General features: G+C 42.5%; 17 protein-coding genes. 12 read left to right on the top strand and 5 right to left on the bottom strand.

Annotation, left to right across the window (positions count from 1 at the left end; all coding sequences use genetic code 11):
• Positions 1–30 precede the first annotated feature (30 nt).
• A complete protein-coding gene (locus ACQKCP_RS03605; protein ID WP_427611328.1) occupies positions 31–2,388 on the bottom strand; it encodes a circularly permuted type 2 ATP-grasp protein in 2,358 nt (785 codons plus the stop codon).
• A 221-nt stretch (positions 2,389–2,609) separates the two neighbouring features.
• Here ACQKCP_RS03605 and ACQKCP_RS03600 point away from each other — a divergent pair, with 221 nt between their 5' ends.
• Positions 2,610–3,248, top strand: coding sequence for a GDSL-type esterase/lipase family protein (locus ACQKCP_RS03600; protein ID WP_427611327.1), 639 nt, complete (start codon positions 2,610–2,612; stop codon positions 3,246–3,248).
• A gap of 173 nt (positions 3,249–3,421) precedes the next feature.
• Here the strand turns inward: ACQKCP_RS03600 and ACQKCP_RS03595 are convergent, their stop codons facing one another.
• Positions 3,422–4,522: a DUF2855 family protein gene (locus ACQKCP_RS03595; RefSeq protein WP_427611326.1), complete on the bottom strand. Its 1,101-nt coding sequence runs from the start codon at positions 4,520–4,522 to the stop codon at positions 3,422–3,424.
• Positions 4,523–4,555: 33 nt separating this feature from the next.
• Positions 4,556–5,995 (bottom strand): NAD(P)-binding protein, encoded by a 1,440-nt coding sequence (locus tag ACQKCP_RS03590; protein ID WP_427611325.1) that lies wholly within the window; start codon positions 5,993–5,995, stop codon positions 4,556–4,558.
• A gap of 119 nt (positions 5,996–6,114) precedes the next feature.
• On the opposite strand from ACQKCP_RS03590, the gene ACQKCP_RS03585 reads away from it, so the two are divergent.
• From ACQKCP_RS03585 to ACQKCP_RS03570, 4 genes are all read left to right on the top strand, one after another.
• Positions 6,115–6,702 carry a TetR/AcrR family transcriptional regulator gene (locus ACQKCP_RS03585; protein WP_427611324.1) on the top strand — a complete coding sequence of 196 codons (588 nt, stop codon included), beginning with the start codon at positions 6,115–6,117 and terminating at the stop codon, positions 6,700–6,702.
• A gap of 233 nt (positions 6,703–6,935) precedes the next feature.
• On the top strand, positions 6,936–8,990 hold the full coding sequence (locus ACQKCP_RS03580; protein WP_427611323.1) for an autotransporter domain-containing protein: 2,055 nt from the start codon (positions 6,936–6,938) through the stop codon (positions 8,988–8,990).
• A 174-nt stretch (positions 8,991–9,164) separates the two neighbouring features.
• A complete protein-coding gene (locus tag ACQKCP_RS03575) occupies positions 9,165–9,908 on the top strand; it encodes a zinc-dependent peptidase (protein ID WP_427611322.1) in 744 nt (247 codons plus the stop codon).
• Positions 9,909–10,099: 191 nt separating this feature from the next.
• Positions 10,100–10,267, top strand: coding sequence for a hypothetical protein (locus ACQKCP_RS03570; RefSeq protein WP_290176312.1), 168 nt, complete (start codon positions 10,100–10,102; stop codon positions 10,265–10,267).
• Between the two features lie 327 nt (positions 10,268–10,594).
• On the opposite strand, the gene ACQKCP_RS03565 is transcribed toward ACQKCP_RS03570, so the two are convergent.
• A complete protein-coding gene (locus ACQKCP_RS03565) occupies positions 10,595–11,263 on the bottom strand; it encodes a hypothetical protein (protein WP_427611321.1) in 669 nt (222 codons plus the stop codon).
• Positions 11,264–11,464: 201 nt separating this feature from the next.
• On the opposite strand from ACQKCP_RS03565, the gene ACQKCP_RS03560 reads away from it, so the two are divergent.
• Both ACQKCP_RS03560 and ACQKCP_RS03555 read left to right on the top strand, forming a co-directional pair.
• Positions 11,465–11,956 (top strand): hypothetical protein, encoded by a 492-nt coding sequence (locus tag ACQKCP_RS03560; RefSeq protein ID WP_427611320.1) that lies wholly within the window; start codon positions 11,465–11,467, stop codon positions 11,954–11,956.
• 1,308 nt (positions 11,957–13,264) lie between these two features.
• Positions 13,265–14,530, top strand: coding sequence for a tyrosine-type recombinase/integrase (locus ACQKCP_RS03555; RefSeq protein ID WP_427611319.1), 1,266 nt, complete (start codon positions 13,265–13,267; stop codon positions 14,528–14,530).
• A gap of 41 nt (positions 14,531–14,571) precedes the next feature.
• Here the strand turns inward: ACQKCP_RS03555 and ACQKCP_RS03550 are convergent, their stop codons facing one another.
• Positions 14,572–15,369, bottom strand: a complete 798-nt coding sequence (locus ACQKCP_RS03550; protein ID WP_427611318.1) for a helix-turn-helix domain-containing protein — start codon at positions 15,367–15,369, stop codon at positions 14,572–14,574.
• 234 nt (positions 15,370–15,603) lie between these two features.
• Here ACQKCP_RS03550 and ACQKCP_RS03545 point away from each other — a divergent pair, with 234 nt between their 5' ends.
• The 5 genes from ACQKCP_RS03545 to ACQKCP_RS03525 all read left to right on the top strand — a co-directional run bounded on the left by ACQKCP_RS03545 (position 15,604) and on the right by ACQKCP_RS03525 (position 21,954).
• A complete protein-coding gene (locus ACQKCP_RS03545; protein WP_427611317.1) occupies positions 15,604–16,593 on the top strand; it encodes a proline racemase family protein in 990 nt (329 codons plus the stop codon).
• Positions 16,594–16,662: 69 nt separating this feature from the next.
• Positions 16,663–17,925: an NAD(P)/FAD-dependent oxidoreductase gene (locus tag ACQKCP_RS03540; protein ID WP_427611316.1), complete on the top strand. Its 1,263-nt coding sequence runs from the start codon at positions 16,663–16,665 to the stop codon at positions 17,923–17,925.
• Positions 17,926–18,025: 100 nt separating this feature from the next.
• A complete protein-coding gene (gene dapA, locus ACQKCP_RS03535; RefSeq protein WP_427611315.1) occupies positions 18,026–18,889 on the top strand; it encodes a 4-hydroxy-tetrahydrodipicolinate synthase in 864 nt (287 codons plus the stop codon).
• A 52-nt stretch (positions 18,890–18,941) separates the two neighbouring features.
• Positions 18,942–20,429 carry an aldehyde dehydrogenase gene (locus ACQKCP_RS03530; protein WP_427611314.1) on the top strand — a complete coding sequence of 496 codons (1,488 nt, stop codon included), beginning with the start codon at positions 18,942–18,944 and terminating at the stop codon, positions 20,427–20,429.
• 67 nt (positions 20,430–20,496) lie between these two features.
• Positions 20,497–21,954 (top strand): alanine/glycine:cation symporter family protein, encoded by a 1,458-nt coding sequence (locus tag ACQKCP_RS03525; protein ID WP_427611313.1) that lies wholly within the window; start codon positions 20,497–20,499, stop codon positions 21,952–21,954.
• Positions 21,955–22,075 lie beyond the last annotated feature (121 nt).

The following is a 22,075-nucleotide window of genomic DNA, read 5'->3' as shown; positions in this document are numbered from 1 at the left end:
TCTGTTTATTCCATATGTCTCATTAGCTGTCTATACACCTTGACGCAATATGAGATTGAACTCTTTGCTAATCAGCGCAAAATCACTAAATTTCTTTGACCTGATCATCTGGTTGGTCAAGCGGATAAGTTCACGCCAGCGCGTGTTCTCCGGCAACTCATTAATCCAGTGTCTGAATTCAAAACTGATCTCTGTTGAATCCTCTCCCAACAAGACGGCACGCTCAAGCTGCTCAAAGTGACGCCCTAATTGCCAGAAGCAAGTCACTGTCGGATTTTCTTGTTTCATCGCAGCGTTACACGCGTGTAGCTGCAAAGTCGCTGCTCGATACGTGCCAGCACTCGATAAACGCTTGATCAAGTTATATAACTCAGCAGTATCTTTACCAATGACACCTTTGGCCTCTTGGACATTGTCTTCAATCGATTGCACGATGTTTGGTATGATGTTTTGTTCCAAATCGGCCATCATTTGTGCTTTCATGGTGGTCAGTGATACTTCACCATCAACAGCAAACCCTAAATGACTAATTAGATGTCTGATCTGTGATTTTTTGAGATCGCCTTTGATGAGTTGTTTCATCACATCGTCGTAGTAATACAGGCGCTCACTATATCGGCCTAGCCATATCAAGTGGCTGGCGGTAGAGAGTAGCAGTATCATGGGCGCATCATCTAAACTCTCGTAACCTGTTTCTAAGGGCTGGACTCGATCATAGTAGTTCGCGTGTCCTGAAGAATTGACCCCTATTGATGATAAAGGCGAGCACTTGTCGGTTTGCTGGCTGTCTAAATCACTGTCATCAATAATCCAAGTGTCTTTTATACCACCACCTTGTGATGAATTGACGACCAAAGAGCCTTCAACCATGGCCACTCGTGTCAGACCACCGGGTACAATATCTACTGTGCCATCACCATGACTAAGGATAAAGGGACGCAAGTCAATATGACGCGGTGCGATACCATCGCTCACGGCAGTGGGGTTGGTAGATAGTGAGATGGTTGGCTGTGCAATAAAACCGGCTGGATTTTCAAGCAGACGCAGGCGATATTCTTCGACTTCTTTTTTGGTCGATGTTGGACCAATAAGCATCCCGTAGCCGCCTGAGCCTTGCGTTTCTTTTACCACCAGCTTGTCTAGATTGTCGAGCACATATTTGAGATCGTCAGGCTTACGGCACTGGTATGTCTCAATATTAGGTAGGATAGGCTCTTCATTTAAGTAGAATTTAATCATATCTGGTACAAAAGGATATAAACTCTTATCATCGGCCACGCCTGTACCTGGAGCATTAACAATCACCACGTTGCCAGCGCGATAAGCACTCATTAGCCCTGATACACCCAATATGGAGTCAGATTTAAAGGCTAACGGATCAATATATGGATCATCAATGCGGCGGTAGATCACATCGACTTGTACCTTGCCGCGAATGCCTTGCATATAGACTTTACTGTCCTCAACGACCAAATCATAACCATGGACGAGTGGTACATTCATCTCATGCGCTAAGAAGGCATGCTCATAATAGGCACTATTAAAGCGACCTGGCGTTAAAATGACGACTTGTGGATCATACTTGGATGTTGAGCTGGCAAGACAGGCTTTGAGTCGGTTAGGATAATCACTGATACCCATAATAGGCGTTTCAGTAAATATATCAGCTAAGAGCGTCTCTGATATATTGCGACTCTCAAGCATATATGAGACGCCTGACGGAGTACGCAGGTTATCCTCTAACACACAAAATTTACCTGTCTCGTCTCGAATTAAATCGATACCGCTGATATGAGAATAAATAGGTTTGTCGAGCTCAATGCCCATCATCCATGGCTCATAGCAGCCACTGGCATAGACGTAGCTGGCAGGGACAATATCTGCCTTCATGATGGCTTGGTCATGGTAGATATCATGTAAGAATGCATTGAGAGCGGTGATCCGCTGTTTACAGCCTGCTTCTATTTGTTTCCATTCGCTCGCTGCAATAATACGTGGAATGATATCAAACGGAATCATACGCTCGATGTTTTTGGCGTCGCTATAGACCGTAAAGGTGACCCCTTTACGATAAAAGATATTTTCTGCTTGTTCGTTTAGATAATTGAGAGCATCCATGTTGATGTTATCAAGCCAATGGCCAACAGCTTGTGCCACTGGGCGATACTTACCCTTACTTATCTGCAATTCATCGAAACTTTGTGGTTTTTGCTCAGGTTTTTCTGAAGTGTCTTTTCTTAAGGTATCTTCGGTCGGTGTTGACGCGGGACTTTTAGTATTGTCATTGGGCACTTTGATGGATTGACTCTGACTCTGGCTTTGATTTGCAGATTTTTCTTTGTCTGGGTTTCCATCTTTAGACTGACTTTGAGATGCTGTTTTATTCATAAATACCTCACGTATCCTTGGTAAAGTTATACTTCATGATGAATACACTGTCTATGCTAAGTAGAGTAGCACTTGTACTGCGCCCAACAGGTAGTCTATCTCCTGTATTGACTATACAACGGTTAATGAGCAATATACAACAAGAGTTAAATAATAGATTTTTAAAAACTTGAAGCTAATTCCAATAAGTTTAACTCAATAAAAACAGGAGGAGAGAAGACGTGAAGCTACGTAGTAGGTTCTTAATGCTAGCAGGTATAGGGTTGTCAGCGACTATCAGTATGACTGGCTGTGGTAGCGAGCCGACACAGATGGCCTTGCCCGCTGGTAGCACAGTGGTCGCACTTGGCGACTCATTGACCTATGGTTATGGCGCAAATGATGAAACAGCGTATCCTACGGTGCTAGCAGAGCTAAGTAAATGGAACGTCGTTAATGCAGGGGTCAATGGTGACACTTCTGCAGATGTGCTTACTCGAGTGAATGAGATCACTGAGCAAAACCCAGATTTGGTTTTACTGGGTGTGGGTGGTAATGATGTATTGCAGCGCATTGCGCCTGATACGACACGGGCTAATATCATCGCAACTATAGACACCTTACAATCCAAAAATATTGATGTTGTCCTAATCGCTGAGCCGCATCTCAGTACCAGCGCCTTGTTTGGTAAGGCCAGTGATAATCCACTGTATGAAGATATTGCGGAAGCTGAAGGCATACCTCTGTATTCTGATGGCTGGTCCACTGTACTGTCAGATGATGCATTGAAATCTGATAAAATTCATGCCAATGCGGCAGGCTATAGACAGTTCGCTGAAGGGTTGCATGATTATCTGAAAGACGAAGGGTGGGTGCATTAAACCGCAATGTAAACTACAGCGTAAACCACAGTTTTTAATTTTAAAAGTTATGAGTAGGGCGTATGTCTGTAGTCAGTAGATAACGCACAAAAAAAGCAGAGAGCTTATTGACTAGGCTCTCTACTTTTTTATTTTCATTTTGGTAATGATAAATAGTCGATAAATTTTACAGCTTAGTCTTTTTCACTGTCACCCATGACGACTACCAAACCTTCATCAGCAGCTATCTTACCTTCGCAGATATCTTTATAAACCTCTAGTAAGCCATTGACTCCATCAAGCTCTTGAATCTTTAACCACGCACTAGTTTTTGCGGTGCTATTCATGATGTAACGCATAGAGCGTTTATTGAACTCTTCAGGGCCCCATTCTTTCATACGTTGCTGTACATGACTGGGCGCAAAAAACTGTTGGCTACGTTCTTGAATGATACCTTCAGTATGACGTGGTTCGTCCCAGTGCGTAAGACCGACATTGCTGGTATAGCGCATGTTGTCGCCTAAGTGTCTATGTAGACGGCTAAGCACGTCAGTATTGGCCGACATATCGACAATAACCGTCGGCTTAGTTGCATCAATATGCTCAAGAGTGTCATAGCTAAGCACACTGTCATAAGCGTCAATTGACTTAACAAAATCTATATGACGGTTTGAGGTGAGGCCGATAACGTGCGGTGAGTCTTTATTATCAGCTAGGCCATATGCTAAGCCAGTACTGGTCTTACTCGATGCACTGATAATCACCACTTGCTCTGCACCAAACCAGTCATTACTCTTCAATAGGTCATGTAAGCAAAATGAGGTCAGGTGCAATACGAACAACAGCATGCGCTGATCGTCATGGGCGCGGTCATAGCCTCGCTCATGGTTGACGCGCTGATATAGGTTGTAGCCGGGTGGTAGCTCAGCACGATGGGCACTACCATCTAGCAGGCTGCTCTGCGTGACTCGCTTGGGTGTTATGATTAATTCATTGGCGGGCGGGAAGTAACCGAATAAGCGCTCACCAACAGGTAGTGCGTCGCTATTGGACTCAATAACATCACCAAAGCCCCAAACTGGAATAATGCCCCATTTCTCAGATTCGTCACCATTTGGCGGAAAAAACTGCCAATAGCGTAATTGGTCACCCATGACTGCATAAGTAATATTATTCGCAGTAAAGGCAAAGCGATCAACTTTGACACGTACTTCACTATCGCCAAGATTATGGATAGGCGTCTCTTGCAGGCGAGCTTGGGTTAGGTTTGCTTTGTTGGTTTGAAATTCTTGCATGGTTATTTCCTTTTTTATTTTATAGTTGTCGGATTAAGCATTAGCAGTTTTGGCTTGACGCGCTGCCGTAATCTGCATGATTTCACCCATGAGTTTGGGCATGTTTGCAGCGGCTTTTGGTCCTGCTTCTTTTAAACGCTTAAGAATAGCAAGCTCTTCAGGAGGGGGGTCTTCGCTGGCTCGTACCAATTTGGTGAAGCCATCTAAGCGATTGTTGATCATCCATTCACGTAGCGTAGGCTCTTTTGACCAACGCATCTGATTCTGCATTTGTTTAACAAGGCCAACCAAAAAGTCCGTATCATGATTTGGGATTGGCACCACTTGGCACAACTCGTTTTTGATGGTTTCATCATCGTAATTGGCCTCGATGTGGGCGATAAATGCGGCACTAAATACAGGCTGATAGGTACGTACGGTTTGCACCACCACAGTATCACCTTTGAATACATCGTACGTCTCTGTCACTGGTACCGCTCGTGCAGAGCAGTCGATATGCATGGTGTTAGGGGTAGTTGAAATGCTGTCCTCACCAAAATAAATCTTGTCAGTATCTAAGCGAGTCACGCGACCTTTACGTACAATGTTTTTAACCCTACGTAACTGATTCAGCTCTTCACTACTAATGGTAGCACCATGGAACATTTGCGGGCGTACATTTGGATCAATGCGCATTAATACCCCGCCTTTTTCTAAACGATTAAACAGGTCTTCGATGTTTTTAGCTTCAGCAATCGCTTCTGCCTGAGTAGCCTGTGCTCCAATAGTATGGGTGAAAAAATCACGAGAGGGTTGGGTGTTTTTACGATCGATCAGCCAAGCATCTCTTGGCATAATCCATGTGATATGGTCTGGATCAATTTGGTTTTCTAGTAGCCATAAAACCGCATCTATACCTGTTTTTCCGCCGCCGATAATCACGTAACCATCACGGAGTTTGGTTAGACTTGGCAAATCATTTAACGGGCCAAACTTAACATCTTCAGCAATCTCAAAGTTTGGGGTATGGGTCGCTGGTACTGAGGTCTTAAAATAAGTGCCATCAATGACCTTCTTATTGACCTTAACTTCATAGCTGGTATCAGACAGCAACGATGAAAACTTGCCGTCGCCTTTGTACTCACACATCGGGAAGTACTTCACGCGGCCACTTGGTAAAAACGTATGCTTCATGACTTTATCGAAGTACGCCATGACTTCTGCGCCTGACGCCAGCTCGGACAAGCCTTTATTTAAACCAATTTTATCAATCATACCGCCGCAAAGCTCACGCGAGCTAACACCATAAAAAGACGATGGCTGATGCAGTGTGACAAATGAATAGGCATCGTTCCAATGACCGCCTGGCTTATGATGTTTATCAACGATAATAATATTAGCATCTGTTTCTGTGAGCAGCACATCGGCAAAAGCCATGCCCACCGCGCCACTACCAATGATTAGATAATCCGTTTCTAGCTGTTGAATACTCATAGCGTCCTTACTCTTAAGTTGAGTTTTTATCAATACAATCAATTCATAATTGTTTGTGCATAACAGTGTTATATACTAGAATAACACTGTTATAATTGTCAAGACATAGTGAGAATCTAATGGATGCCAGAACCAAAATACTAAACGCCGCATCTGAGCTTTTCTTAGAAGGGGGCGGAGACGCCTTGAGTGTACGCGCTATATCCAAGCGGGCAGGACTGTCCACCATCGGCATATACAGTCACTTCCAAGGTAAGCAAGGCATACTAGATGCGCTGTACATAGAAGGGTTTAATTTCGTTCGTGAAGCCATGGATGTCATTCCAGAAGGCAAGGCAAGTAAAGAGCAAGTGCTAGAGGCGTGCCTAGGGTATCTCAATGTAGGCGAGAAATATGAAGCGCATTATAGGCTGATTTTTGGGGAATCTGATGCAGGGTATCAGCCCTCTATCGAGGCCATTGCAGCAAGAGATAGCGCATTTTCAAAGTTGGTTCGGGTGGCGGGTTCTTATTTATCAGAAGATGCTAGTATGACGCAACGTCGGCAAATAGCGTTGGATATTTGGGCAATCGTACATGGGTACGTCAGTATCAGTCACCATGTGGTGTTCGCCGATGGACTGGAGCTAGACTGGAAGACGATGGCACTTCGTGTGGTTGAAGTACAGTTGGATGCCATTGACCTAACCAAAGCTAAGTATCAGTAAATCATTCCTAAATGAACCGATAAATCAGCAGTATGGTGGGGGAAATTAATACCAAACAGTGATCCGTAAGTATTAGTCACGGATAGGTAACTACATAGGTACATAGCGTTTTGATGAGTCACCATCCTGCTTAAAAATCAAATAAGCAAACATATGTCTTTTATCTTGTAAACTGCATTATTTTAGGTTATTTTTCAGTATCGTTTACCGTTCTTTAACCAAGGAGAAGCAGTTTGGATACTAATTTATCACCGCTTAAGATTTCAGTGGTTGCGGCGCTGACACTGCTTACAGGCTCGCAAGTATTTGCAGAGGCCAACTACGGTGATTATGGGACAGAAACGGCGCTGACGCTCGCCCGTGATTATGCTGGTCGTTATACAGGTTCCGATAAAGAAGTCCAAGCCGCTGATTATATGCAGCAGCGCATGACCATCGATGGCAGTAACAACCAAGTCAATCGTCAAACGTTTGATTTCGTAGCGCCTCGTGGTTTGTTCAGAGGTCAGACGTTAACGAGTAATAACGTTGTCGTGACTCAAAAAGGCAGGGCTGATACCAACAGAACGCTATTTGTCGGCGCACATTATGATTCTGCCGTTGCCTATCCAAACTATGCAAATCTAGAGGCACTGGACGATAATGCTTCTGGGTCTGGCGTCTTAACTGAGTTGACCAAAAACCTGACAGGTATTGAGACAGAGCATGACATCCAATTTGTGGCATTTGGTGCAGAGGAGGGCGGTCTCAATGGTTCAAGGGCGTTTGTTGATCAGCTCACTGACGCGGAAAAATCAACAGCGTTGGGTATGATTAACCTAGACAGTCTGATTACAGGCGATAAAATGTATGCCAATGCAGGGCGAAATGCTTATGACAATGATGGCAACGAAGTGGCTGCCAATGTAAGTTTGCGTGAAAACGCACTGCGTATTGCTAAAGCGCTTGGTATTACACTAGAAGTCAATCCAGCCATTATTGCACCAGGTGAGACAGAGCCATACGAGCCTTATGGCGTTGGCTGCTGTAGCGATCAGGAATCTTTTGATAGTATCATGCAGGTTGTCGGATTTGAGGCTACTAACTGGAGCCTTGGGCCTGATTATGATGGTTATACGCAAACTGAAAACCCAGATATTCCAGGCGGCTATACGTGGCACAATCCTGCATTAGATAACGAAGAAGTGCTTACTGCAGCCTTCGGTGAAGAGCGCATAGCGCAAAGAATGCGCGACTACTCACGTATCATTAGCAGATTGATTGTGGAGCAAACCAATGCTGATATCATCGCCTCAACCAAGAGCGCCATCAATCTGCAAAACACGATGGGCACCGCGTTAAAAACCAATGCCACCGACTCACACTCAGCAGTGCTAGAACGCGCCAATGCTTTGGCATTGCATACTCTTGATGATACGGAGCCTTTTGATGCCGAGTCGCGCACTCAGGTTTGGGTAGATGGCTCCCAAAGCTACGTGGATGCTAATGAGGTGCAAGAGGGCACTCGCGCTAATATTGGTCTATATGGCGAGTATATGGTACAGCCGAGCTGGCGTGTTGGCGCAGGTGTACAAGCAGCCAATCAAAACAACAAAAGCGTAGAAAACGGTATTAAAAAAGACACAAGCTATGGTGTGCAAGCCTATTCGTTACTGGGCGGCAAAGACACGGCTTGGTGGAATACCACGTCTTTGAGTTTATCTAAACATGACTTGGACGTTAATAGAACGGTAAAACTGGATGGCAATGACGGCATAAACATTATCAACAATAGCGAACGCGGTAGTTCTGATGCCGATGTGTTTAGCGCATATAATGAGCTTGGCTATAACTTTCTTATTCAGAAAAACGTCGCGCATGGTGTATTTTTGGGTCTGAATTACAGTGATACAGACATAGATGGTTATACCAGTGGCAATGCAAACTCTCGCACTGCGTTAAAGGTTGATAGCACCTCTAGCGAGGCATGGAATTCAGAGCTTGGTTACCAGCTACAGTATGGTTTTGATTTGATGGGCACGCCTGCCAAACTTCAAGGTAAAATCGCTTACATGCATGTGATCGACGATGGTTTAACAGATAGTTTATCGACAACGTCTTTAGCTGATGGACAAACGAGAAACGTTAGTATTACCCAAACAGATAAAGATGATGACTATGGACGTTTTGAGCTGAGTGTGAGTAACAAGGTTCATAAAAACGTTTATGCATATCTGAATGGCGATACAACCTTTGCACGTGACAATAAAGACAGCTCAGTACAACTAGGCTTGCAATATCAATTTTAAATCTTAATGTATGAATGTCAGACTGCGCTGCTCAATAATTCATTTATGAGCAGCGTTTTTTGCTTATGCATGTCAATATATTAATTATAAATGCGTATTACTGATTACCGTTACAGTACTCAGATTCAGTAATACCAATGTGTTCGAAATATTAAAAGAATAGGGGTGGCGTATATGTTTGACATCATAAAAGATTGGCGTGAACAGCGCATACTAGATAATAGCGAATTTACCCATGCTGATTGGATGCAGGCGGCTGAGCGTATTGTGATACTCGATAGATTAAGTGTTGACGAGATGACGCATTTATTTGAGCTAGCAACGTTATTTTTGGCTGATAAATCTATCACTGGTGCACAAGGTTTTGAGATTGCCGATGCTGTCAGACAATCTATTGCACTACAAGCCTGTTTGCCGATCTTGAACTTAGGTCTTGACTGGTATGCTGGTTGGTCATCCATCATCATTTATCCTGGCTCGTACAAAAGCAACAGTACCACGGTAGATGAGTTTGGTATCGTCCACGAAGGCACTCAGCACCGTAGCGGAGAAGCATGGCTGCGAGGGCCTATTATTCTTTCATGGAAAGATGCCAAGCACTCAGGCGAACGTGACGGACACAACGTTGTCATTCATGAGTTCGTACATAAACTCGATATGATGAATGGCCGTGTCAATGGCTTTCCGCCACTGCAACCTGATATGGATCCTGCAAACTGGACACAAATTATGAGCCGCGATTTTGAAGATTTTCAAACACATCGCAAGTCAGGGCTTGATCGTTATGGCGCAACCAATCCTGCTGAGTTTTTTGCTGTTCTGAGTGAAGTGTTTTTTGAAACGCCACAAAAGCTGGTTGATGCTTATCCGGATATTTATCAGATTATGGTGAAATTCTTTCGTCAGACGCCGCTATAAATGATATTTATAGAGATGGTGATAGTAAGCTGTATTCAAGACAGCATAAGCATATTGGAATTGGGGAAGCTGAGGTGACTAACACTATAAGTGATAATGTGGCAAAAGTAGAAATCTATGAAAGTGCTGATGGAAAGGCGCAAGTAGATGTACGTTTTGAGCAAGAGATTGTCTGGCTGTCATAAACACAAATGACTGAGTTGTTTGGTCGTGATCAATCAGTAATTTCTCGTCATATCGCCAATGCCATAAAAGATGAAGAAATCGCTGAAAAAAGCAATATACAAAAAATGCATATTGCAAATTCAAACCGTCCGGTGATTTTTTATGACTTAGATGTGGTTATATCAGTAGGCTAACGAATCAAATCTCCTCAAGGCGTGCAATTTAGGCGTTGGGCAACGCAGCGCTACGTGAATACTTAGTACAAGGCTATACGCTCAATCAACAGCGCTTCTATAAAAACTCAAGCAAGCTACAACAAGCGCTAAAATTAATCAAAAAAACCGCACAAAGTTCCGAGCTTAAAACTGACAAAGCTTGTCATTAAAAACTATACCAAAGACCATGTAGTACAAGCTGCTATATACATTTTCTCGAATATATATAGTATTTATCACCAGATAGAGTAGGCTGCTCATTTAAACAAGTCTTATAAAAGTTGTCGGGCAATCTTTCTCTACACCTTAAACCGTCCATTGATCATTAATGATAGCTACCAGATACCGTTTACCTTGATACTCATCAAATACTAAGCGCAAAACACGCCAGTCCATACCATCATACTCATCCGTGCCTTTATAATAAAATTCTACAACATCTGATGTTTGGTATATCTGTTTTAAGTTATTGATAGAATTACCGTTATTTTTGAATTCATTGGCATTGATGCTAGCATTGTTGAACTTTTTACCATCCACCCAAGTATCTAAATAAGTAGGTAACGGCATGACCAATAGATCGCCAGTACCGTCTTTTTCGCCCCAAGTAAATTGGATGTTGGACTGCTGTAAATACTGTGCAAATTGCCCTCGGCTAAAGACTTTGTCTGACTCAGGCCGTACATAAGCGTACATCGAAAAACGAACGCCACGTGTTGGATGGATATCATTAGTGATTCGAGAAAAATCCTTATTTGCCAGTGCGCGCTGTATACGTAACGCTTGCTGTCTAAGGGTTTGCTGGCTGATATCAGCATTACTAGGTGTTGATGAGCTACTGGTTGGCTGAGATACAATAGCTTCACTAGACTCAGAAGCAGACTGACAACCCGTCGCAGCTAGCGTAAATAACAGAAGGCTGCTAGAGGCTAATGTCGCAGATTTTTCCTTAAAAAAAGCAGGTAATGTCATCATAAAATCATCCTTAGCACAGTTATTAGCGAAAGAAACATCACTATAAATTGTCATGGGAACCGGTAAAAAACACCATAGAAACGCTATGTAATCGATATTTTGGTAAGTAAACCTGAATGATACGATACTACAGCAGAGTCCGAATATAGGTATGATGTAATAGTCGTAACACTTATAGGACAGAAGCTCGCTGAGAATAAGATGCCAACATATAAATCGCTGACATTACTATTGACCATAGGACTGATGACTGTCGGTAACGCCATAGCCGATGTATCAAAAGTAGATCAGATACAAAATGCCATGGCTGATATAAAGATTGCGACTATCACGAAAATGTACCAACAAGATATTGATGACCAAGGTATGAGTCATCCTGTAGTGCTGCAGCAATATGCTGATGCTGACTTGCAAGCAGCGATGCAGCTTGAGCAAGAATATTTTGATAAAACTCAGACGTCCTGCAATATAGATTACGATGTACTTTGGAACTCGCAAGATCCTGACTATACGCAAGACAAAAAGTTTTCAATAACTGATCAAGGATTGGTTCAGGTTAGCTTGGCACAAGGTAGCGATGTTTATTATGAGCTGTCATGTGATGACAATGATAAAAATTGCCAAGTTGCAGATGTGGTTTTAGATCGGGATGGCAAAACGTTGCGCCAGCATTTACTTGAAACTTGTCGTTAGTAAAAGTCTATAACTAGTATTAAATCCGATCTAAGGCACAAGAATGACATGGTATAAATAGTTTTTCGCCTAACTGCTTAAACCATTGGTTTGTTTTCGCATAATGTATATTATGTTAAATAAGGTCTATTAAGTAGTAGGCTCAGGTCTTACTAGTTATAGAATCAGGATTATCAGATACTTCTAATGCTACTGGATATAAACATCCTACCAAAATGTTCAGCTCTCGCCGACTAACTTTGTCATGTCTAATTAAACCGAATCTTTTGGATCATAGTTCACATCTGTTAAGGTTTATTCTTCATAATTTTCATGGATGCGCATTTCATCAGTCAATTTTAACTTTTGCTAAATGGTAAAACTTGAACTCACTCTATAACTGGTTATCAATGTTCTATGCTTCGCTAAAATATTAATGGCTATTTCCAAATGTGTCATTAGCTTTTTATTCGATATAATCATGGCCATTCGTCTGCGATGGTTTATTTATTATCCATGTCCGCCGGCTAAGTCTTTAATATAGATATGCTAATAGCCTATTTTTGATAACCATCATTTGTATGGTTAGATATCTTCTAATATTGCCAAAATAGATTAAATTGCAAAAACTCAGCCAAACGTTATAACTTCTTCGAATATTTCTAATCTTATCTAGCCTTCAAACGCTATACCCAAGTCATCACGTATAACCTTTCAAATTTAAATAACAGACGAATTGTTAAATTATTAGAATTGACTCTATTTTCTTTTGCGCAGCGATAAATTTTATCTACCCACAAACAGTAGCCCTCTATTTATCGTTACCAAGCTATTTTTAAGATAAATAAGCTATCTATTGATATTTTTTAATATATTCAGCATTTCGTTATATATTTTCTATAAACCCCTCAAAATTGGTGCGTTCTAAATTTGCACAGAACAGTACTATGACCCTGATTTTTATATTCTGTGCGAGTACAGGAGCATGTGTTTTGTGGAAAATATGCTCAACTCCTTGCCGAATCAATCATGGATACCATAATCGCATTTAACTATGTATCGAAATAACTGGTAGAAATGCCGTGTAACCCTCTCAGCGTATGGCTTACTAAATATTTGGTCACTATGCTATAATTATTCCCAAGGTTCACTTGGGAATAATTAAGTATTAAAACTATTACTCTATAAGGCTTTAATAAAAATAATAATGGATACCAGTGTCCATGACAGTGTCCAATACTTCCATATTTTTCTACAGAATAGACTTTTTATAAGTCATCAATCATAAACCTATCATTAACCTTAATTATCATATGACGGATATATATTATGGCTATCGACACTGCAAACGATATCAACAAGCTTGAATGCCGAGACAAAGATTATTTTGTCAGTGTCTCAGGTGTAGCTGGCTTAAGTCTTCGCATTTATCCAAATGGCAAAAAAGAATACTACTTACGTTATTCCCATCCGCATATCGAGGGCAAACGCCCTAGGATGATGTTGGGCAAGATTGAGGATATCAGTCTACATGAGGTTAAATATAAAGCAGACACCATTCTTGATATGGTCGCCAAAGGCTCTGACCCAAAAGCTATCCAGCAAAAAGAGCAAACCAATAAATATACTCACCTAAAAAATGCACCATTTTTTGAGATTGCCCAAGCATGGCGAGAACACAAAACAGCAGGTCGCAATCAAAGTAAATCTAAAAAACCGTCATACAGTGAGTCAACCCTTAAGTTCTGGGATTTATGTCTAGGATATATGTGCCAAGAAATTGGTGATTTAAGAATGGACGATATCACCAGCGAGATGATACTAAGTGTGTGTGAGTCGATTCAGAATAATGATAACCAAGCGACTTTCGTTGGTGCAAGCACTCGTCTGTATACTGAAAAGGTATTTTCATTCGCTGTTGCTCGAGGGTTGTGCGATAGAAATGTGGCAATTGATACCCGTGGTGAGCTTGCACCTGCCAATTCAGGCAATCACTTGCCTGCCATCACCAAGCCAGACCAATTTGCGACTCTCTTAAAGGATATGTCGAATTTTAGAGGTGCAAGTAAGATTACATTAGAGGCGATGAACTTATTACCTTACGTATTTGTACGTAGCATCGATCTGCGCTCAATGCGTTGGGGTGACATCGATTGGGACAACAATACATGGGCATTCTCCCCGACTAAAGGCGAAGGTCGTGACGATATGGTCTCGCACTTAGTTGTTCCCTTGGCCGCGCAAGTGATTACGCGATTACGAAACATCCAGTCAATTACTGGGCATAAGGAATATATATTTGCCTCGATGCGCGGTTCAAGCAATGCTTATATTAGTAAAGCGACGTTGGTACAGATATTCCACCGGCTTGGATACAAAGACGTGCAATGTTCGCATGGATTTCGAGCATCGGCTAAAACTTTGCTCATGGAACAGCCTGAGCTACGCTATTCTGACATCGTCACAGAGTTACAGCTAGGTCACAGGATAAAAGACACACATGGCGGAGCTTACAACAGACTTGATGAAATCGATACTAGGGTACAGATGATGCAAGATTGGGCAGATTATATAGATAATCTTCGGAGTCGTTAGAGAGTTATTTTAGAGTCAAGAACCATATTTTCTGCTTTTATTTATGGTTCTTTGAAATGTATTTTACGGAAGCTCACAGGAGACATGCCAGTAAACTGCTTAAACTGTCGACTAAAGGCACTATGATCACCGTATCCACAGTTTAAAGAGACCTGAGTTACTGTTAGCTTATGATTCGCTAATAGTCGAATGGCATGCTCTAAGCGCATTTTTTGTACAAACTGAATGGGTGACATATTGAGCACTGCTTTGAAGGTACGCTCCAATTGCGATTGACTAAGATTTGCCAATTTCGCCAATTCGCCAATATTGATTTTTTGATCAAGATTGTCTCGTACGTATTGATCTACGCTTGCCAATCGAGCGTGTTTGCGTAATATCCGCTCGTTATCTTCATCAATATCTACTGATATACCTACCATTGCTACAATATGATTTTCTACATCATAGACGGGGATTTTTTGCGTGATACACCATCCTAGCTGTCCTGATGCATAGCTATGAAGTTCTAACTTATCAACAATCTCCCTGCCTTCCCTTAACACTCTCAGATCCTGATTGAGATAATCCTTGCCTTGAGACTTCAAAAACACTTGTTCTGTAGTCAGTCCTATTAGTGCTTTTTTGTTTTTAAGCCCGCTACGTCTAATGAGCGTTTTACTGACTAATCGATAGCATGCTTGGTCATCTTTAACAAAAAACACCACATTTTTCATAGTATCAAACAGAGGCATCAATAACGATATATTGCCAACAAACTCATCAAAATTGGCTGGTTGATAAGTTTTTAGGTGTTTTGACAGTTGTTTTGTAGGTGCTTCTAGTACTAACGGCCGCATCGGTATATTCCCATATAGCATCTCAAGCTTGTCGTTGAGCTTTTCAGGTATTTTAGGGTGCTACACCATATTTATACTCCTAAATATCTTTATAACCTGTGCAGAAATACGCATTTATTCATATAAAAACATCAAGACTGCTTTTCTGAAAAACGTCATTCTATATTTACGCCTTGTTCATTTATGGATAACGCTAACAGTATATTAACTCACGGATGAATCAGGTAGGCAGTCATGTTTGATACGCTTTTTACTCTTAAGATTATTGATTCGCATACTGGCGGTGAACCTACTCGTATGGTATATGCAGGATTTCCTGAGCTTAGCGGACAAACTATTCAAGAAAAACTTCAAGACTTCAAACAGAATTTCGATCATTTGCGTCAAAGCATTATTTTAGAACCTCGTGGTAATGATGTGCTTGTCGGAGCGCTTTTGTGCCCGCCTTCTGATCCTCGTGCCACGGCTGGCGTGATCTTCTTTAATAATCATGGCTATTTAGGTATGTGTGGCCATGGCACTATCGGCGTTATTGCATCTTTAGCTTATCAACAAAAAATAACCGCTGGTGATCACTATCTAGAAACAAGCGTAGGCCTAGTTAAAGCAACCTTACATGATGATGGTAGTTGTAGCGTCCAGAATGTCCCCTCTTATCGCTACCAAAAACAAGTAGAAGTTCAAGTACCTGATATCGGTCCTATCTATGGAGATATCGCTTGGGGTGGTAATTGGTTTTTCTTAGTCAACGATCATAAGCAAGCTATTGAAGCCAATAATGTTGAGGCGCTTACTCAATTTAGCATAAAGATCAAAAAAGCACTTCATAAGTCTGGAATCATGGGCGCTAACAATGGCGAAATTGATCATATAGAACTGTTTGGCAAGAGCGATCTCGCCGGCACTAACAGCAAAAACTTCGTATTATGCCCTGGATCTGCCTACGATCGCTCTCCTTGTGGTACTGGAACCAGTGCCAAATTGGCTTGCTTAGCCGCAGACAATGTACTCGCACCTGGTGAGACTTGGTATCAACAAAGCATCATTGGCAGTGTCTTTAGTGCCAGCTATCAGCCTATTGATGTACTTAGTAATCATAGCCCTCTTCATAACCACCCTATCAATACTATTATCCCCACGATCCGAGGGTACGCCTACGTATGTGCAGAGACCTCTCTCATCGTTCAAGACAGCGATCCGTTCAAATGGGGTATTTCTTTATAGATACCAGTTTATATAGCTTTTAGGAAGTAACCAATCACTGCTCAGCAAGGTCAGAAAAGCGAGACTCTCATGGACACACAAGTGTTTGATATACATATCATCGGTGGTGGCATTATCGGGCTATGTGCTGCGGTTACCCTACAGTCTCGTGGGGTAAAAGTTGCGATTTTGGAAGCGGATAAAATCGGTCGCGGTGCAACTTATGGCAACGCAGGTCACATTGCCACTGAACAGGTTTTCCCTATCGCTGATGCCAGTATCTTGCGACATGTTCCTGCCATGCTACTCAACCCTGAAGGACCTCTGCGTATAGATTGGCGCTACCTTCCACGCTTAGCACCATGGGCCTTCAAGTTATTACTTAATATGCGTACCGAACCATTTGCACGCAGTCACCAAGCGCTTTTGGCATTAAATGCACACAGCCTTCAAGCTTGGCAAGATTTTGCCAAAGAGTGGCGATTACATTCTTGGGTACAAATACAAGGATCTGTATTAACCGCAGAGACGCCCAACAGTCTAAAGGTTCTGACTGAACACGGTCAACGTTTAAACAGTTTAGGGGTTTCTAACAACCTACTCTCACAATCAGCACTGACAGATCTTGAGCCTGCATTAAAAGATAATCAACTGGGTGCTTTGTTTTTTCCAAAGACAGGTCATATCACCAATATAGAAGCCATTACCCATAAATTAAGCACTATTTTTAGATCGCTTGGTGGTCAAATTTATGAAAATTGCCGTGTTCTGAGCGCGGAAGTAATAACTGATGGTATTCGTTTGACGACGACACAAAAGCAGCTTCATGCCAGCAAAGTTATGCTCGCAGCAGGGGCGCATTCTAAAGCCTTAGCCAAACAGCTAACAGGCGTCTCAGTACCAATGGATACAGAGCGTGGCTATCATCTAATGCTTCCTAACGAAAGTCAGCGTCTCAACATTCCTGTTTCTAGCATGGACCGTCGCTTTATTATGACACCAATGGAAAAAGGGCTGCGCTTGGCTGGCACTGTTGAGTATGCAGGACTTGAGGCGCCAGCAAACATGAACCGTGCGAACATATTGTTGAAACAAGCTCAAGCAATGCTAAAGACCCCACTAAATAGTGATAGTAATACGCAATGGATGGGGTTTAGACCTTCTACAGCAGACTCACTACCCATCATAGATAGACGTAATTCAGTCTTTTTAAACTTTGGTCATCAGCATCTAGGTCTGACCCAAGCTGTCGTAAGCGCACAGATGATCGCGGCTTTGTATTTTGGCGATACTGCCATGGTAGATCCTACTGCCTATCGTCTAAATCGCTTCAAACGTAAGTCTTTTAAATAATAATCGAACATCTTATCTCTATGACAACTCATAGAACCAACAACGTCGCTAACAGCTCATGGCTGACTAACGGCTTTTACTTCCAAATAAGGATATTTATATGAACATTCATGGCGTTTTAGTCCCTATCGTTACTCCTTTTGATATTAATGGAGATATCGATACTCAAAAGTTAACCGAACTGGTCAATGTATTCGTAGAAAAAGGCGTTACCGGAATCGTAGCTTGCGGTACAACGGGTGAATACTACACGTTCTCGCCTGCAGAGCGTGAACTGGTTTTGACCACTATCGCTGATGCTGCCAAAGGCAAAGTCACTCTGATTGCAGGTATCAACAGTTTATCGACCAATCATTCTATCGAACTTGCTCATCAAGCCAAAAACTTGGGTTACAACGGCTTAATGTTATCAGCCAATCCGTATAGCCTACCAGACCAAGACGGTATTATTGCGCATTTTGAAACCGTCGCTGATGCCACTGACCTACCTATCATTATGTACAATTTTCCAGCACGCGTCGGTGTAAGCATTGCGTTTGAAACCGTCGCGCATTTATCCAAACATCCAAATATTGTAGGTGTCAAAGAAAGCAGCGGCGATTTTAGCCATGCATTACGTATGCTACAGGCTGATTTTGAAAACTTTGAAGTGGTTTGTGGTTGTGATGACCAACCAGTAGATTTCTTCTTTTGGGGTGCTAAGAGCTGGATCGCTGGTGCGGCTAACGTATTTCCAGCAGAACAAGTCGCATTGTTTGAAGCCACACAAAAAGGCGATTGGAACCATGCTAAGGAGCTGATGACAGCCATGTATCCTGCTATCCACTCTATGGAGTCTGGAAACTATAACCAAAAAGCCAAAGCAGGCTGCATTAACGGGAGCATTAATGTTGGGTCAGTACGACTACCTTTGACTGATATGTCAAAAGAAGATGCTCAGGCATTTTTAGCACTTCTGTCTTGATACATCGCACCATTCTTATCGTTCCTACCATTGTATAGAAAAGGATAATCTAATGAGTATGACCACAGCGCAAGTCTTCGAACTCGCCAGCAACCAAAAGCTTTGGGCAGGCCATTTAATAGATACTACAGTACCAGTATCCGAGACAACACTCCCTAACTACAGCCCTATTGATAATACTTGCATAGGTAGTATTGCTAATGGAAGTCGGCAAGATGTTAATACGGCGGTAACGGCAGCCCGAGACGCTTTTGAACATGGTGAGTGGCGACGGATGTCTCCTGCAGAGCGCAAAGCTATCATGCAGCGTTGGTGTCAGTTAATGCATGAGCATATGGATGAGTTAGCTGCCTTAGATTGCGTCGATGCAGGCAAGCCTATTACGGAATGTCTCAACACTGACCTACCCGCTACGATTGAAACTTTTGAATGGTACGCCGAAACAGCTGATAAAGTTTTTGGCAAGGTTGCTCCTACTGGTGCTGATGCGCTAGGCCTTGTGGTACAAGAGCCTATCGGTGTAGTGGGTGCGGTACTACCATGGAATTTCCCAGCACAAATGTATGCATGGAAAGTTGCACCCGCATTAATAACCGGCAACTCAGTCATTGTTAAACCTGCTGAATTGACCTCGCTCTCAGCATATCGATTAACACAATTGGCGTACGAGGCTGGCGTGCCAAAAGCGGCGTTGCAGTTAGTCTGTGGGCTTGGTGAAGAAGTAGGTGCGGCACTCGGTCAGCATATGGATGTTGATATGGTTTCTTTTACAGGATCAACCGAAGTCGGTCGACTGTTTCTACAGTACTCTGCACAAAGCAATCTCAAGGAAGTGGTCTTAGAGTGTGGTGGCAAAAGCCCTCAAATCGTCTTTGCAGATGCCCTTATCAATGAACAAACCATCGAGCATATTTTATCCGCTGCCTTTTGGAATATGAGCGAAAACTGTAGCTGTGGTTCACGCCTACTTGTCCATTCTAGCCAAAAAGAAGTGTTGTTAACGCTATTAAAAGAAGGTCTTCAGTCTTGGAAGGTTGGTCATCCTTATGATCCCGAGGTCGCTATTGGCCCAATGATCGAAAAAGCGCATTTTGAGAAAGTAATATCACATCTCAATACTGCAAAAACGGAGGGTGCTCGTTTGATCGCAGGTGGACGTATCCACGATGAACTCGGTAGTGGCTGGTATATCGAGCCTACCGTCTTTGATAATGTCAGCCCAGACATGACGCTGTTTAAAGAAGAAGTTTTTGGTCCACTTTTAGCTGTCACAAGTTTTGAAACCGAAGAGGAAGCTATTCAGCTCGCCAATCAGAGTAATTATGGGCTTGCCGCTTCCTTCTATACACAAAACATCCATCGCGCATTTCGCGTGGCATCCGCTATTAAAGCTGGTACCGTCTCGATTAATGGTTTTTCTGAGGGCGATATTACGACACCTTTTGGTGGTTATAAACTATCTGGCTTCGGCGGTCGTGACAATGGCTTAGAGGCGTTGTCCCAGTATACCCAAACCAAAACTATCTGGTTGGTGAACTAAAAACTGACATTGCCCGCTATCCACGCCCAAGTCAGCATAACCGAAAACACTACAAGGAAGTAAAGTTATGGAAAATATCATCAATACTATCGTCGGGTATATTTGGAGTGACGCCCTAGTTTATCTTGCGTTAGGTGTCGGCATATATTTTACGATTATGACTCGTGCTGTACAAATCCGTTATTTCAAAGAAATGATTAGGCTGTTGTTCGACAAACAAAGTTCATCAGCAGGGATTAGCTCCTTCCAAGCTTTCTGTATGGCGCTATCAGGACGTATTGGTGTGGGTAATATCGCTGGGGTTGCAACAGCCATTGCAGCAGGCGGCCCTGGAGCGGTATTTTGGATGATTGTCATGGGCGTGCTAGGCGGTGCTAGCGCTTTTATTGAGTCTACCTTAGCGCAGGTATACAAACATAAGGTCGGTGATCAATATCGTGGCGGCTCCCCGTTCTATATTGAAAGAGGATTGAAGCTAAAACCTTTTGCTATCATCGTCGCTATCGTGACCTGTCTATCTTACGGCGTGTTAGTGCCTGGTGTTCAGGCCAATACCATTGCGGACTCTTTTAATACAGCATTTAATATACCGCCTGTTGTAACAGGAATTATCCTTGTCGTACTCTTAGGTATCATTATATTTGGCGGTGTGAAGCGTATTGCTAATTTTGCAGGAAAAGTCGTACCTGTCATGGCAATTGGTTATATCCTCATGATGGTAATTGTATTGGCATTTAACGCTCAAAATATCCCTGCAATGTTTGCTCTTATCTTTAAGAGCGCTTTTGGCATGGATGCAGTGTTTGGTGGTATGGTTGGAACTGCTATCTCTTGGGGCGTACGCCGTGCTGTTTTCTCAAACGTTGCGGGTGCTGGCGAGGCGACCTTTAGCTCAGCGGCAGCCGAAGTATCACATCCTGCTAAACAAGGCTTAGTGCAAAGCTTCTCTATCTACATCGATACGGTGCTTGTCTGTACTGCAACAGCGCTAATGATTCTATCAACTGGCATGTATAACGTGGTGACCCCTGAAGGTATAACCCTAGTTGATAATATGCCGGGTATTGAAGCTGGCACGGCATTTACCCAAGCAGCTGTATCTACTGTCTTCAACCAGTATGGAAGTGGCTTTGTTGCGATTGCTATCTTCTTATTCGCCTTCACCTGCTTGGTTGCTTATTACTATATTGCCGAAACTACGTTGGTCTATTTGGACAATAAACTGCGCTACCCCATTCTCAAGCATGTACTCAAACTGGTCTTTTTAATCGTTTGTTTCACTGGTAGTGTTCAGTCAATCGGTATGATGTGGGCGTTAGGTGATATAGGGTTTGGCAGTATGTGCTACTTGAATTTCATTGCCATTTTACTGCTAAGTGAAGTTGCTATAAAAGTTCTAAAAGACTACGACGAGCAGATGAAATTAGGTATAAACCCTGTCTTTGACCCTAGAAAGGCTGGAGTGGATAATGCGGACTTTTGGATAGAATATAGCAATGAGCATGGTCATAAAAAATCGCTCTAATAATAGTGCATTAGAGGTCTGCCAGTATCTACTAGTAAAAAAGTTGCTATCAACATCAAGCAGGCCTCACCTATTTATGTTAAATTGCAAAAAACCATAAGGATATTACGTATAAGATAAC

Origin of the sequence: Psychrobacter sp. NPDC078631 (genome assembly GCF_050268165.1) — a bacterium.
In the GTDB taxonomy this organism is placed as follows: domain Bacteria; phylum Pseudomonadota; class Gammaproteobacteria; order Pseudomonadales; family Moraxellaceae; genus Psychrobacter.
Note: the sequence above shows the minus strand (reverse complement) of the source record. Positions and strands in the feature narration are given on the sequence as shown.